Source organism: Roseivirga sp. UBA1976 (assembly GCF_002336325.1).
GTDB lineage: Bacteria > Bacteroidota > Bacteroidia > Cytophagales > Cyclobacteriaceae > Roseivirga > Roseivirga thermotolerans.
Map to the genome: position 1 here is coordinate 1 of NZ_DDDQ01000172.1, position 15,508 is coordinate 15,508.

The 15,508-nt window shown below is 44.4% G+C and carries 11 protein-coding genes; 4 read left to right on the forward strand and 7 right to left on the reverse strand.

All coding sequences use genetic code 11. From position 1 onward, the window contains the following. Positions 1 to 839 (forward strand): citrulline utilization hydrolase CtlX (gene ctlX, locus B3763_RS17840; protein WP_286748231.1); only part of this gene is annotated, 839 nt, incomplete at its 5' end. A 256-nt stretch (positions 840 to 1,095) separates the two neighbouring features. Next, complete coding sequence (locus B3763_RS17845) at positions 1,096 to 1,458, forward strand: STAS/SEC14 domain-containing protein (RefSeq protein WP_189629721.1); 363 nt, start codon at positions 1,096 to 1,098, stop codon at positions 1,456 to 1,458. Positions 1,459 to 1,530: 72 nt separating this feature from the next. On the opposite strand, the gene B3763_RS17850 is transcribed toward B3763_RS17845, so the two are convergent. The 4 genes from B3763_RS17850 to B3763_RS17865 form a co-directional block, all read right to left on the reverse strand. After that, positions 1,531 to 3,273 (reverse strand): amidohydrolase family protein, encoded by a 1,743-nt coding sequence (locus B3763_RS17850; protein ID WP_286748232.1) that lies wholly within the window; start codon positions 3,271 to 3,273, stop codon positions 1,531 to 1,533. 375 nt (positions 3,274 to 3,648) lie between these two features. Continuing rightward, positions 3,649 to 5,952, reverse strand: coding sequence for a hypothetical protein (locus B3763_RS17855; RefSeq protein WP_286748234.1), 2,304 nt, complete (start codon positions 5,950 to 5,952; stop codon positions 3,649 to 3,651). 446 nt (positions 5,953 to 6,398) lie between these two features. After that, positions 6,399 to 7,886 (reverse strand): S10 family peptidase, encoded by a 1,488-nt coding sequence (locus tag B3763_RS17860; RefSeq protein ID WP_414707143.1) that lies wholly within the window; start codon positions 7,884 to 7,886, stop codon positions 6,399 to 6,401. 10 nt (positions 7,887 to 7,896) lie between these two features. Continuing rightward, positions 7,897 to 10,998, reverse strand: coding sequence for a WD40/YVTN/BNR-like repeat-containing protein (locus tag B3763_RS17865; protein ID WP_286748235.1), 3,102 nt, complete (start codon positions 10,996 to 10,998; stop codon positions 7,897 to 7,899). Positions 10,999 to 11,144: 146 nt separating this feature from the next. On the opposite strand from B3763_RS17865, the gene B3763_RS17870 reads away from it, so the two are divergent. Further along, entirely contained in the window at positions 11,145 to 12,098 is a 954-nt protein-coding gene (locus tag B3763_RS17870; RefSeq protein ID WP_286748237.1) for a DUF6268 family outer membrane beta-barrel protein, read from the forward strand. A 64-nt stretch (positions 12,099 to 12,162) separates the two neighbouring features. Here B3763_RS17870 and B3763_RS17875 read toward each other — a convergent pair whose 3' ends face one another. Next, positions 12,163 to 13,458 (reverse strand): D-alanyl-D-alanine carboxypeptidase/D-alanyl-D-alanine-endopeptidase, encoded by a 1,296-nt coding sequence (locus B3763_RS17875; RefSeq protein WP_286748239.1) that lies wholly within the window; start codon positions 13,456 to 13,458, stop codon positions 12,163 to 12,165. Next, positions 13,451 to 14,146: a nitroreductase family protein gene (locus B3763_RS17880; RefSeq protein WP_286748241.1), complete on the reverse strand. Its 696-nt coding sequence runs from the start codon at positions 14,144 to 14,146 to the stop codon at positions 13,451 to 13,453. The genes B3763_RS17875 and B3763_RS17880 overlap by 8 nt, the downstream gene beginning before the upstream one ends. A 253-nt stretch (positions 14,147 to 14,399) precedes the next feature. Here B3763_RS17880 and B3763_RS17885 point away from each other — a divergent pair, with 253 nt between their 5' ends. Continuing rightward, a complete protein-coding gene (locus B3763_RS17885; RefSeq protein WP_286748243.1) occupies positions 14,400 to 15,092 on the forward strand; it encodes a DUF2490 domain-containing protein in 693 nt (230 codons plus the stop codon). Positions 15,093 to 15,115: 23 nt separating this feature from the next. On the opposite strand, the gene B3763_RS17890 is transcribed toward B3763_RS17885, so the two are convergent. Then, the gene (locus B3763_RS17890) at positions 15,116 to 15,367 is read right to left on the reverse strand and encodes a VF530 family protein (RefSeq protein WP_286748245.1); all 252 of its coding nucleotides are present in this window, start codon (positions 15,365 to 15,367) and stop codon (positions 15,116 to 15,118) included. Positions 15,368 to 15,508 lie beyond the last annotated feature (141 nt).

Consider the following 15,508-nt stretch of genomic DNA (forward strand, 5'->3'; position numbering starts at 1 on the left):
AAACAAATTCATTTCAACAAACAGAAGGAGCAGAGCAACAATATGCAATTCAACGTCAGGCCGTAGAAGAATTTAATGGTGCGGTGGCAACCCTAAGAGCTGCGGGTATCGATGTGGTGGTGATTGACGATACCGATGAGCCAAAAAAGCCCAATGCGGTGTTTCCGAACAACTGGGTTTCCTTTCACGATGGTCGTGTAATTCTATATCCCATGTTAGCAGAAAACAGGCGATGGGAAAGACGAATGGATTTGCTCGATGAGTTAGCTGAGACAGGAGTACCTATGAAGGAGGTAATAGACATTTCGCAATATGAGGCCGAAGATAAGTTTTTGGAAAGTACGGGAAGCGTGGTCATAGATTATGAAAACGACCTAGCCTATGCTTGCCTTTCTTCGCGAACGCATAAAGACGTTCTCAATAAGCTCTGTGAGCTCAACGGTTATGAACCTGTCCTTTTTGAGTCTTTTAATAAGGAGGGAGTTCCAGTATACCACACCAATGTGGTTATGTGCATAGCCAGTAAGTATGCCGTTATTTGCGCAGAGTCTATTAGAGAAGACCAGCGTTTTGATGTCTTGCAAACGCTTAAAACAACCGGTCATGAGGTGGTTGAAATTACCATGGATCAGATGTACGGATTTGCCGGTAACATGCTGGAGGTTGAAAACCAGCAGGGAGAGTCCGTTTTGGTAATGTCGCAAACGGCCTATGACAGCCTCACAGAGGCTCAAATACAGTGCCTGTCGGCACATTCTAAAATTCAAACCGTACAGATTCCTACTATAGAAAAGTTTGGTGGTGGTAGTGTGCGCTGTATGATGTGCCGCGTACTGTAAAGGAGAGCGTACAGTACAACAAAGAAACCAGGCTGTAATGGTATGAATTGGTCTCGGGGCAGGTCTATCTTATTTGCCCCCGGGCCCATATGGCCATTGATTAAGAAGGGGGAATACCTTTTTTCCTATAGAATATTTTCCCGGAAAACGTGGTGCATAAAATTATTGTTAACTATCTGATATTTAAGAGGTAAGGTTTGATTATGATGTCTTTCTTACTAATTTTGCACCCGCTTTTGAGAGAAGGGTCTTTGAGATGATTAAGGTTGAAGTGGTTGATAGTTTAAAGCTGGTCTCCGGCAAAATTGAAGGAGACCTGACCAAAGAAATCGCCAAGAGGTACTTTGAACAAGTAGGGAAGATTGCAAATCAGAATGGGTTGAATAGAGTGATAACTGATTTGCGTGAGGCGAGCCTCAAGGCTGATGAAGTCGATATGAGTGAACTTTCTCAAGAGCTTGCTCAGCTTGGAGTGTCATCTTTTTACAAACGTGCAGTTGTGGTTAGGGAAGATGTAAAAGGATACAAACAGTGGGAGAATCATAATCTAAGTGCAGGCCATAGAGATATGCGTTTGTTCGTAGATCATGAAACGGCTATGGAGTGGTTAGCTGAGTGAAAATTTGAGGCTGTCGGGTAGGGCAGCCTCTTTTTTTGTCCTTATTTTGCCCTTTTTCTTTAGTTTAGGCCTTCAGTACTTTTTTAAATAATGCACCGGATTTTCTCGCGCTATTCGGTCGAATTCAAGCTCCGTTAATCCCCCTCTTAACTGCGCCAGCAAATCTTTTTCAGAAAAGTGATTACGCACCACGTAAAAATCAGTGCCAAATAATACCCGTTGGCTCAACTGCGGATTTATATCAGGGTTAATGGTCTCCTTAAGAAGAGGAAGTATTCTGGGCTTACTCAGTATATAGCTAATGTCGGCATATACATTGGGGTATTGCACCATAAGGCTGCACATAATGGAATACCAGTCTACAAACCGCCATACCTGCGAAAGGATGTTCCAATTGATGCTTGAGTTTTGGTTGAGACGAAAATCAATACCCCTACTTCTGTCCTTAATTAACTGTTGCGAAAAAGAATACCGGTCCGATTCCAAATACTTTACCCATTCCTCTTCACCTCCAAAGTGAGCCAGGCATACCTTTAGGTGAGAAAGGTGGTGAGCCAATGGGGTCTGCTCATCTACATATCCAAAAAGCTCTTTAAGGACAGGTTTGGTCGATTTGGCTACCAATGTTCTCAACAGAGGTTCGCTGAGCAGGCACAGATAGTTGAGCGGATGGGTGAAATTGATACTGAAATCGTAGTTCTTTTTTTCAGGAAGGCTCAGCCGTCTCATATTTCCTTTGCCATCAGACTCCTGAAAAACCTGATGCTCATTCCATTCTTTTTTCTTTTTACCTCTGTAGAAAATTGTGCCTGCTATAGCGTGGGTCATTATAGGAATCCCACGGTCGGCTGCATATTTCCATAAGGGCAACAAGTCTTCATCGAAAGGATAGTAACCCAAGGCAGGGTAAATTTTAAATCCGCTGAACCCTTGAGTTTCTATGTATTCTTTAATAGCACAATCGTTTAGGTTTACTTTTCCATTATCTACGGTATAGCTAAAGAATGAGTCGCCTTCCTCTCTTATTCTTCTTGGGTCTATGAACACAAAGGGCTCGAGCCACTGCCCCGAACTGCTTTTCTTCAACTTTACCAGCTCAGCCATTTGTTGTTTAAAATCGCCTTGAGCGGGCAATTTTCCAGCTTCCATGTATTTCATATCCATGGGCAGTACTACAAATCGGGTTCCTGAAGGATATTGATTTTTTAGACGTGTAAACACTCCGCTCTGCGTTTTATACAAGGCAAACCGGCCCAGCAACAAGTATCTTTCTAATAATTCGAAAGTGCGTTTGCCGGGAATAAACCTAAGGAACCTCCAAATGAGCTTAAGCAGTGTAAAAATGATCTTGCGCGAATTAGGAATTAAAAAAACAACGATTACTACCAGACTGATTTGCCAGACCACAGAGGGGTGCTTTAACACCACAAACCATTCGGCTAAACGCGCCTGAAGCTTTTCGATTTGTGCTAAGAACCCGCTACTTGCCGGGCTTATGGACGAAAGCCAGGAAACCAGAACAAAGAAGGCATTAATAGATAGCCAAAAGGCCAACACTTTGAGAAGAATACCCGAGAGTATGTGGTTGTTGATAGCTTGAATAAAGTCTTTTACGCGGTTGTAAAGCGAGTTGGGGGCATGTTTCTGCCGACCGCTGAAGCGAAGCCATTTCTTAATGCCCGAAGTGATCCATCGTAGATTGATAAGATAATAGAAAGGCCAAAACACAAATGATTTGGCTAAAAAGGGAGGTACATGGTCGCGGGTGAAAATATGCGTATGACAATTGATGATTTCTTTTTTAGCTGAAGGCATAAGGTATGTGCGTTAGGAAATGGAAATTACAAAAAAACGACTGTCGTTCAATGGGTTAGGAAACTGTTGAATCGTAGAATTTACGTACAAGTCCATTTGATAACTTTATCAAGCAAGGTGGGTGAATGCTTAATAGGTGTAGAGGAGTGAATGGCTAGGTGGTAAAATTAAGCCGGTCTTGTAATGCAGAGCTACCTCACCACTAAGTATATGGTTAATGCTTTTTTTGATAATAAGAACAGGAGTCAGTTTATTGTAAAAATGACTCCTGTTACAAGTTATAGCCAGTAATGAACCGTTTTTAATCTTTATTCAGGTTCATTAGTGAATGAGTTTTGCTTCAATAGATCACTTCTAAGAAACCTGTTTTAGGTCTTAGTCAAGTACTACACAATATAACTGTGCTTCTTTGGATCCTTTGTAGTAAACCAATAAATGGTTATTCATTACAATGGCTGAGGGTGGAGCATCTGTCTTAACCAACCTTTCCTTTATTTGGGTTGGGCTTGGAGACCAACTCGTGCCATCAAAACTTGTAACGAATAGGCCCTGTTCTGATTTGCCACTACCTTGAAATACTATATATAGTTTGTTCTTGAAGACAACAGCTGCCGGGGCACTTGAAGTTTGGCAGTTAGGGACTGCCTGGGGTGCAGCCCCTCCAAGTTTACACATAACAGTCCCGGAGGTTTGACCAATGCTTTTGTAAATTATCGTTTTAATGCCATTGAATTTAATCACGCATGGTGTTGTGTCTGTGGCTTCGGGTAGTAGATTGGTAATGGTTCCAGAAGCCTCGGGGATTGTTGTTTCCAATTGCCAGATAGATGTAGTACCTCCCGACCCTTTATATATCACATCAAAAGATCCATCACCTGTATACAATGAGGGCGTTTTATCTGTGGTCGCGTCTGATGTATAGGTTACAAGCCCACCAAATTGATCTAGCTCTGGGTTGCTTGAGTTTAGATAAAGGTTACTATTGCCATTGCCTTTAAAGACAGTCTGAATAGCGTTATTATAACCTATTGCTGCAGGTGGGCTGTCGGTGGTCATTCTATTCGGGAACATATGTGGTTCTCGGTACCAACTGAGCCCGTCAAGTGAGGAAGTTACAAATAGGTTCAGTGGGAAATCATTACCGGCTTGCCGGTATACAATGCAACTAACATTTAGATTAACATCTAAACATTTATATGTGGATACCGCCACCTGTTCTTTTGGTTGGATGAAGGCCGGCAACATACCCATGTCAGAAACCCATTGAATGCTATTTCCTCCAAAGGGAGCAAATACACCTTTGCTCCTAACTTGCAAAAAGCCCTCATTGCTAAGTATTGCATAATTTTCACCTTTGGTAGGTGCCGACCAAAGGCTATTTCCTTGGTCATCTACGACTTGCAATTGGCCATCCGTATCAAAATTGAGGGAGCTCGCAGTGTTTTCCTTAATATCGGTTGACCAAAACACGGTTTGATCAGCCCTTCTTATAATTTGAAGGTTTCCATCATCTGAGAAACTTAGATAAAAAACACGATTGACCGAGTAAAGACGATCATTTCTGCCAATGCTTGTGACTCCGGAATCAGCATCTAAAATGAAATAATCTTTCCTGTTCGGCTTAAAAAGATCTGTATTATCCGAAAAACTATTAATGGATTGAGTACCCATTGGTGAAGTTTTTAAACTTAGCCATTTATCAATAATAGCGTCAGGATAACCCATTGTTTCACAGTAAGCATTGATGGTTTTAGGGTGATAGTAATGATGAATAAAATCGTTTGCGAAGGCACCTAGGTAACACTCACTTTGGTGTGCATTTACAAAAAATCCATTGTTGGGGTTGTAATCACTACGCTGGGTTAATATGACTGTGTCACCATCTTTGGCAGTCATATTTACATAGTTCAGCATATAGTGATCTTCACATGTCCAGCCTATGTATTGTGTGGATATTCTTTTTTCTATTGATTTCTGCCAATTCTGGTCTAGCTGTTTTGCATAGGTTTCGGCTGTTGTGGCAATAGTTCCAGGATGTTCCCCTGTTCTGGTGAGGTTTTCATACTGAAAGTACTGATCAGGGATTTTGTTCATTTTGTAGATCATAGCTTTATCTTGAAGAATAGCTAAAGCTAGGTTGACTCCAAATATGTAAACCGGAATACCAGCAATGGAATGGTCTTGAGCTAGCCTGCTCAAGTTATGCTCTGAAGCTCCCTTATCTCCAATGAGAGAATTTAGTGATTCGTTTAGAATTTGAATGAGGTTCTGACAGACGGGCTCGGTCCATTGGTCATCTCCATTGACTTGAGGGTTTGGAATTGGTAACGCAGTCTGGTAGTTGTCTTTAATGTTTTCTGTCCAGGTTGCATAAATGTTAGTTGTTATTTTTTTTAGATCCTGCTCGTTGACTACTTCCCTCATGATGTCTTCAATCTTTGTATAGTCTATCGCATTTTGCTCTTGAGGAGGGAAGAAATAGTCAAAAAAACCTCCAACAACCATGGTTGCAATTCCACCGGTCATTATTCCTAATATTTCAATCGATGCCTTTTCTGCCGCTTCTTTGCTGTACTTTTTAACTAGGGCTTCAGCAATTTTACCGGCTGCTGTGGCAATTGTGTTTTGGTAATCAGTTAGTTCAGCCTTGTGAACTTCTGTTTTTTCTAGTGTGCTCATTTTGTTTGTTAGTTTATTGAGCCACTAATATGTTGAGATAAGTTTTTTAATAAGAGAAAATGATGGGTGAATATTCAGCCGCCAGGGGCCAAATTCTCGCCAAATTGAGCTTGAATTGTATTTTGAGAGTAAATAGGTGGGTGTTAAAATAAAATAACCTTGTAAAATATTGCACCTGTCAATTACCAGTTGTCGGTTATTGGTGGTACTTAATTTCAACCTACAAATAAAAAAGAGGGTATTTCAAAAACTTCAAACTGATCATCTGAACTTGTCTACCGAGACAGGTAGGCGCGTTCAGGGTGATGCTTGCTTAGCTTTTTAAATACCCTCTTTTAGGTTCGTTATCTATGAGTTTTTGCGATTAGAGCTAGAAGACTTCAGGCTTTAAGCCCCAAGTTATGGTTTAGAAAGCCTAAGCTTTACCACCCCCCAATCAAGGCTTCCTAATACTTGGCCGGAGTACCGGCAGGAGGTATGCTCTTGCGAATAAACTCACGAATATCTTCATTGGCTTTCTCCAGATCTTCCGCTCTAAGGTACATCATGTGTCCACTTCGGTAACCCTTAAAGCTAAGGCGGTCTTTCAATTTACCACTTGGGTCTAAGTGCCACATGTTGTATTTGGCATTGTAATATGTAGTAGCTCCATCGTAATAGCCCGACTGGGTCATTACATGCAGGTAGGGGTTCATGGCCATGGCCTGCCGCAGGTTCTCACCCGTATTGTCTCCGCTTCTATCCCAAGGGCTTACCGGACCGAACATGTTGTATTTAATATCGGTTTTGTAATTGAGCACATTAGGGAAATAGTAGTTAATGGCCGGGGTAAAAGAGTGTAACCAACTGGTGAGCTCCGAATTGAAGTCAGGACTTGTCCCTGCGTCCATTCGGTCGATACCCTTATATCGGGAATCCAGTCGTCCTACAGTGAATCCTTCGTGCCTGAGCAAATCTTTCCAGAAGAAATTCTCCGGTACATCCAGGTTATGTTGTCTTACCACTTCTTCATCGAGACCGGAGTATCGGGCGAACATGCGAATGGCTTCGTTCTTTTCGCTGTCACTGGCCCAGGCACCTTTGGCAATTACCGGAAGTAATTCGTTTTGCGCGTATTGCTCCGACATTTCCAGTACTTCCAGCAGGTCTTTGCTCTGCAAGTCAGAAGGTAGCTGTTTGTGATACCAGGCTGCAGCGGTATAGTACGGAAGTCTGTTGGCCATTTCTACAGGGCCACTACGGTCGATACCCAATTCTGTAGGCGATACTAATATAACCCCGTTCAGGTACATCCAGTGGCTGCTTTGCAGGCGATATGCCAGGCCGGACACCCGCGTGGTTCCATAGCTTTCGCCAATCAGGTATTTTGGAGAGTTCCATCGGTTGGTTCTACTCACAAAGGTATTGATCCACTCAGCCAGGTAGCTGATGTCTTGATTTACTCCGAAAAACTGACGTCTGTCGGCTTCCGGATCCACGATTCGAGAATAGCCCGTATTCACAGGGTTTACAAACACAATGTCAGCCACATCCAGAATGGAATGGGGGTTGTCTTTCACACCATAGGGTTGAATCGGGTAGCCTTCGTCATCAATCTTGAGAATTTTAGGTCCGGTGTAGGCCAGGTGCATCCACACAGAGGCCGAACCTGGTCCGCCATTGAAGCTGATGACCAGAGGCCTACGGTCTTTGTCCGTTACATCTGTTCGTTCATAATAAGTATAGAAGAGGGTGGCCACCGGTTTACCGGCATCGTTCCACACGGGTTGTGTGCCGGCAGTAGCTTCATACTGAACTTTTTTACCTTTAATGGTTACCGCATGCAGGCTTTTAACGGCCGATTCTATTGGGATATGTCTTTCGAACTCCTGGGCACTCAGACCAAGGCTAAAGAGTACCAAAAGAGCTATTGTCCATAGTTTCATTGTTCTCATAGTGTTGAAATTAATCTAAGGTGTATCTGAATTCTCGTTTTAAGCCTCTGTTCAATTGAGGAATAGTGTTTTTAATGATTTGCTGGGTTTCATTGGCCAGTTTTGGCAGCATTGAGTAGTAATAATCAAATTGTGCCTTCTGGTCGCCTGTCCAGGGGCCAATCCATCCACTCGACTCATAATAGAGTGAGCGCACCCTACTGAGCAGTTCACCATAACGGTCGTTGAGTTGGTGAATGGCTTTTGCAGCGTCTTCATTGTAGCTTACCTTTTCTCTATCCAGTTTGTTCAGGTGCCAGCCCATTTGTTGGGCCGATAGCATACCATCAATCACGGCTTCGTATAGTTTTCCTATTTTGAGCAATGAGGCATGCCATTCCTTTTGCACATTGATGCTCACGTCTAGTCTAGGGTCGTTTTTAACCCTAAAGGTTTGCTCTATTACCTTACCGTCATAAGATAATCTTGCTTTGTAAAGCCCGGGAATCACCTCCGGTCCGCTAAGGCCGAATCCTCGACCCCTTCGGTTACTGTTTGGATCGGAGTTCATGGCTTTGAAGTCTGGTCCACGGAAATTCCAGTAGGTCCGATGAATTCCTGCTTTGCCGGAGGTGTTTACTTCGGCCAGTTCGTTGCCGGCCATATCATGAATGGTGAGTTTGAGCTTTCCGGCATCAACAGAGTCGCGCAAGTAATAGTCAATGGCTGCTCCGTAGCGCGGATTTTCTCCACGATAATACATGTCGCCTGTATGTGCTCCACCAATGTTTCGGTTAACCATTTCTGCATCGGCAATGCTAAAGAGTGCCATTTTTTGATGCCGTTGAGAGCCAATTTCCTGCAAAGCCGAGAGGTTATCGAGAATCCAAACCCCTCTGCCATGCGAGGCCAAAATCAGGTCGTTATCTCTTGGGTGAATTACCAGATCGTTGAAGGGGAGGGTAGGCATATTGTTTTTAAGCTCCACCCAATTCTTGCCTCCATTAAAACTAACAAATAAGCCAAGTTCAGTGCCCAGGTATAATAAATCAGGGTTTTTAGGATCTTCGCGCAGTACCCGGGCCACCCGGTTGGCCGGAAGGTCGCCTGCAACAGACTCCCAGGTCTTTCCACCATTACTGGTTTTATAGATGTAGTTGTTGAAGTCGTTGTTTCTGTAGTTGTTAATGGCCACATAGGCTGTACCGGCATGGTGCGAAGATACTTCAATGGTGTTGATCCATGAGTCTTTTGGCAAACCGGGAAGTTTATCGCTTACTATTGTCCAGGTGTTACCATCGTCTGTAGAAACCTGTAGTAATCCATCGTCAGTACCGGCATACAGGTGCCCGGCAACAAACCGGTCTTCGGCAATTGCGGTCAGGGTAGGATAGTAGGGTATACCGTCATCGAGCGAATGGGTAGAGGTATCCGCTCTTTGTCCCATAATGGTGAGCTCTCTGCGGTTGACACGGGTGGTGAGGTTACCCAGGCTTTTCCAGGTAGCTCCTCCGTCAGTGCTTTTCCAAAGCTGGTCGGTTCCAGCATATATTGTGTTGGGGTCGTGGTAACTCAAGAAGAACGGGCCGTCCCAGTTGGCTGGAGCCATGGCGTTGCCGAGTTCCGGTTCGGGAATACCGGGCCCCCAAGCATCCCAGTTTCGTCTGGCACTTATGTGTCCTCTGGGGTCTCCCGGACGAATGCTTTGTCGCTGACCGTTTTTCATGTTAAGTCTGGATAAGCCCAGATACTGCGATTCGGTATAAACAATGTCAGGGTCGGTAAGGTGGGGAAGGTTCAAAAAGCCGTCTCCGCCTCCTAGTTTTTTCCAGTCTTCGTTGAGAATACCCGCACTTCGGTAGGTTTCAGAAGGGCCTACCCAGCTTCCGTTGTCTTGCAAGCCGCCATACACGTTGTAAGGAGTGGCCATGTCTACTGCAACTCTATAGTATTGAGATACGGGAAGGTTGTTAATAAATAGCCAGGTTTCGCCACGGTCGTAGGAGATACCAATTCCTCCATCATCGCCTTTCATTACATGGCGCGAATCTTTTGGGTTCACCCAAAAAATGCGATCATCTCCATGCAGGGACTGCCGGGCCGGACGGAAGGTTCTGCCAGAATCGCTTGAATAGCTGTACTGGTTCATCATGTATATGCGTGAAGCATCACTAGGGTCAACCAGTGGCTGGCTGGCATACATTGGACGAGGGTTCCAATCACTCATAAACTCCCAGCTCTCGCCTTTGTCTTTCGATCTGTAAACGCCTGCTCTTCTTTCATTATAGGCAGTAGAGGCATTGTATTGATAGCCTTGTTCTACGGAGACATAGACAATGTTAGGGTCTTTACGGAAGATGGAAATTCCAATTCTTCCATAGTCGCCCTCGGGTAGTCCGTTTCTTAGTTCTTTCCAGGTTTTACCTCCATCGGTAGATTTGTGAAGCCCTGAACCCGGTCCCCCGCCATCAAAGCCAAAAGGTGTTCTTCTACGTTGGTAGGTGGCGGCATAAACTATTTCAGGGTTCTGCGGATCCAACGCTACGTCAACTACTCCGGTGTCGTCATTCACATAAATAATTCGGTTCCATGTTTTTCCACCATCAGTGGTTTTATAAAGACCGCGCATATTGTTGGGGCCCCAAAGGTGGCCCATTGCAGCCACATAGGCCACGTTGGTGTCGGAAGGGTGCAAGGCAATTCGGCCAATGTGGTGAGAGTCTTTGAGGCCCATGTGTTGCCATGTCTTTCCTCCATCGCTCGATTTGTAAATCCCGTCTCCCCAGGAAGAGCTTTGTCTGTTGGCTCTTTCACCGGTACCTACCCATACTATGTTGGGGTGTTTTTGATGCAGGGCAATGGCTCCAACGGAGTGGGTGTTTTCATTTTCGAAAACCGGCTCCATGGTTACTCCGTTGTTGGTGGTTTTCCATACCCCACCGGTAGCTGTGGCAATGTAGAAGGTATAGGGGTCTTCTTCATATACGGCCAGGTCTACCACACGACCACTCATGGTGGCGGGGCCAATGTTTCTAATGTGTAGGCCGGATAAGGTTTGAGAAGTGATTTGAGCCTGCAGTGAGGCAGTTAGAGTAAAAAATAGACTGAATAAAAGCAGAAGCGTTTTTTTCATTTGGTTTTTTGTTGAATGAGGCCTCAAGATAAAAATTATCGCTTCTGCCAAAGTTCATTTTTTTAAGAGTGGTAGCTAATCTGCGCTAAGCAGGAATTTCGTTTATTTGAAGTCTTGCTTGCTAAAAACTACTAACAAACAAACCTATGCGGAAGTACATTCTGCTAATACCGGTGCTTAAATGTGTGTGCTTTGTTGCTTTTGGGCAGAAACTGATGACTTACAGGCCAAGAGTGTCGGAGGTTACCGTATCTTCTATTGGTAACTACAGTGCCATGGGCCCTGATGGGCTTACCACAAGAATCCAAACCGATAGGCTTTGGCAGTATCGCTTTGGCATTCCGCTGGTGCTTAGAGAGAAAACACTTTTTGGTGTACAGCTTAAGCATACAGAGTTGGCCTATCAGACTTTGTCTCTTTCGGGCACCAACGAACCGCTCTACGAAAAGCTCGATGAGGGCAAACTCTTCAATACAGGCATAAACTTGCTTTATCAACGAACGCTGGAAAACAGTAAACAGCTTATTCTTATTGGAGTGTCTGAATTGGCCAGCAATGAATTCAGCTTGAACCGATTTGCCGGTAGACACTATATATCGGGTATGCTTACCCGGAAACCTAACGAACGGGTTCGCTGGGGCTATGGAGGAGTGGTTAATTATGCACTGGGTGTTTGGAATGTATATCCTACGTTATTGTATCACAAGCAGTTGAGGGATAAGTGGTTGCTTGAACTCAATTTGCCGGGCAACGCTCAGCTAAGGTTCCACCCAGATAATAAGACGCACATTATAGCAAAATTGGCTTTTGACAACTGGCGATATAATGTAACAGACGCTTTGCAAGACGGGTCGGGTCAATTTACGCTGCAAAGAGCCGATATATATGGTGGGCTAATGCTTGAGAAGCAGCTCTACGATTGGCTTTGGCTGGCCGGTGAAGTAAGCTATCTGAGCAACCTGAGCTTTTTTGTGGCCGAACCCGGAGAGCGATTGCGCAATGCAGTGGAGGAGTTTAAGGTAGATGACAGCACTCAGCTGAAGTTTTCCCTGTTTCTTGTGCCTCCACAAAAGCTTTGGAGTGGCATAAAGGCCAGGTAAGGGCATTGGTACGGCCCCGGCCGGGCGTATTAATTCATGTGAAACACCTTACTTAAAACTAATTTTAGTAGCCGCTTTTTATCTTTTCCAGCATGGTTCCCATGGAGCTGCGAATGGTGCCGGTGGGGGCCGTAAAGTGGTTAACCATAAGTGCAAAGTAAAGCAGCTTGCCTTTGTCAGTGCGAATGTAGCCCGCGAGGCAATGATTATGTCGCAGGGTTCCGGTTTTGGCATACACGTAAGGGCCGTAGCGGCTTTGAAGGGTTCCTGAAGTGCCTCCCTGAGCCATTAAAGGTAAGATGCGCTGTTCACGGAATAAACTCAGCAGGGCAATGAATTCTGAGGGTTTAAACATATTGTAGCGCGAAAGCCCCGAACCATCTACCCATACTAAATCTTCCGGATTGTTGGTTTGTTGTTTCCAGCTACTCACTGCTGCCTCAATGCCTTTTTCTGTGTTTAGAGTATCGCTCATTTGTCCGCTAATCATGAGCAGAAGCTGTTCGGCAAAGAGGTTGTCAGAAGGTTGGAGAGTCCACTTATAAAGACTGTCTGCAGGAACTCCGGGCAGGGTTTGGTAGTACTGTGGACGCTTATTTAAGGCAATGCGTTCAATGGGTTGGCCTACTTCTTTGGCCAGTAAATCGGTAAAAAGAGCATGATTATAATGGAAAGACCTAAGAAGAGTGTCGGGCTCATCCGAATCAGAAAAATCAATCGTAAACTCATTCCACCATTCATCTCTTACCACTCTGTTTCTCCGTGCATTCAGCGAGTCGGTGGTTACTCTAAAGCCCTGATGGTAAGGCTGGAGACTATAGGTTTTGTTTTGATTGTTGAGAATAAACCTCACGCTATTGCCATACAATGGAAATACAGACTTCTCAGCTCCGTAATAGTAAGGGTAGTCGTCCCAGCCCCAACCCGGGCCAAAGCGCGAATCTTTGGTAGGCCGAACCCAGTAGTAAAGCCGTTTGTCAGAGGCTTTTAAGAATTGTATGACGGTAGAATCGGGATGATCCGGATGAAGGGTTAGCGGATAACCTGTGCTCCAAAAAATCAAGGAATCTCCCTTTATTATGTATTCCAAAGCCGGTAATGTGTCGGGCAAGTGCTGCATGGCTCCAAACACCGTAAAGAGTTTGGTTGTAGATGCCGGAGTCATGTGCTTGTGAGCATTCTGCTCAAAAATTGGTTTAGATCGTTCGGGGTCAACCAATGTAAAGCCTATGTAGGCGTTTCCGAACCCCGGTAATTCTTGCAGGTCTTTTCGGATTTTGCGCTTGGAATACCGTTGGCCCCAGATGCTCTGGCAGGCCAATAAGAGTAACAAAACCAGGCAGAGTATTCTGCTATTCATAGAACACGGCCATTTCGTCCAGGCTTTTTCTCTTAATGTTGGGCACATAAACCTCATTGGCTTCATAGCCTACAGGAAGCAGCAAATAAGGTCTTTCATTGTCCGGACGGTTTAGGATTTTTTGCAGAAAATTCATGGGGCTTGGCGTATGGGTGAGGGTAACCAAACCCGCATCGTGAATGGCCGTTATGAGCATTCCTGCGGCCAGACCAACCGATTCGTTGACATAATAATTCTGATGTTTAGACCCATCATCATTGTATTCAAATGGTCGTTTGAAAACTATGATTAGGTATGGAGCTATCTCTAAAAAAGGCTTTCTCCAATCCGTTCCCATAGGTTTCAGGTCTTGGAGCCACTCATCGCTCATTCGGTTGGTATAGCTTTCGTATTCTTCCTTTTCAGCAGCTTCCCGGATTTGCTTTTTGAGTTCCGGATTGCTTACCACACAGAAAGTCCAGGGTTGTTTGTGTGCGCCTGAAGGGGCTGTTGAAGCCGATCTAATAATATTTTCGATAACTTCTTTGGGCACCGGCCGATCCGAAAATTCGCGAACAGACCTTCTTGTATCCATCCACTCAAAGAAGTTGCGACTTCTCTGAATCATTTCTTCGGGCTCATAGTGTACATGGCTGTACTCAATGTGCTCATATCCTTCAATTACTTTAACCGCTGGCTGTTTTTCCATAGATAGTCGTTTCTTAGAATTTCGAAGTTAGGGAAAAATTGCTTTTGGCGTATTTCGTTTTCTTTTGAAATCTAATGCCAAAACTGTGGTAGGTGGGGTGGGATACTTACGTTTTTGTGCTGAATTTGAATAAGGATACTGGCATTGGCATAACAAGGCTGTGCGCAATAGCACAATTCCGTTATTTTCGGCCCCAAACAACATCAATGTTCAAAAAGGGTGGGCTACTTTTGGCCACTGTAAAATTTAAAGAATGAAGAGAGTTATAATTTTCCTGCTAGTTCTGCTTACTTTTTCATCGTTAAAAGCTCAAAACGTACCGGGAGACCAATTGGGCGCCTGGTACATGTACTTCTTTAACAAGAAGTTTGGTGACGGCCCTTTTGGTATTCAGGGCGATTATCAGTTCCGTTTTTGGAATGCCGGAAGCGACCTTGAGCAGTTGTTGCTACGCACCGGTATCACTTATACTCCCGAAAAATCGAACGTATTGCTTACTTTGGGGTATGGCCACATCACCACCGGAGAGTTTGGAGATGGTACGAATACTTTCAATGAAAGCCGCATTTATCAGGAGGCTCTGCTTCCTCACCGCCTGGGCAGCAGAGTGCTCCTCACGCATCGGTTTAGATACGAGCAACGTTGGGTAGCCGATCAGAATTTTCGAACCCGATACCGGTACAATATTTTTGTGAATATTCCGCTCAATGCTTCGGAGCTGAAGAAGGGCACAACATATATTGCCCTGTACAATGAGTTATTTATTAATGGCCAAAGAGGTATTGGCGATGGAAGAAGCGTACAATACTTCGACCGAAACCGCACGTATGTGGGAATGGGGTATGGTTTGAATGACAAACTGCGTATGCAATTGGGATGGATGAAACAAACCACCAATAACTGGGATAAAGGCCAGGCGCAAATCAGCCTTCATCATAACTGGTAAAGCGTCTATTACTGAAAATATACTTAGAGCGCCCCTGTTTGTTTAAGGTATAGGCGCTCTACTTTTTCTCGTGCCCAGGGAGTTTTTCGCAAAAACTTAAGGCTGGAATTAATGCTAGGATTGCTTTTAAAGCAATTAATGTTGACCTGCTCGGCCATGCGTTCCCAACCCATGTCGGCTACCAAATGCTCAAGTATATGAGCCAACTTTACGCCATGTAAAGGGTTATTGGGCTGGCTCCCAATTTTCTCGTTCCGGGTATATTCAATTGCCATAAAGCAAAGGTAAGGAATTGCGTGAAGTGGTAGTGAAGTTCTGGGCGAAGGCATTTGCTTTTTTGCTGTAGGCTGCTCATCGTTAAAGGTGGCCGAGTTGCATGCTTTTTAAAATAATAATAGGGTTACTTACTTAAGTCG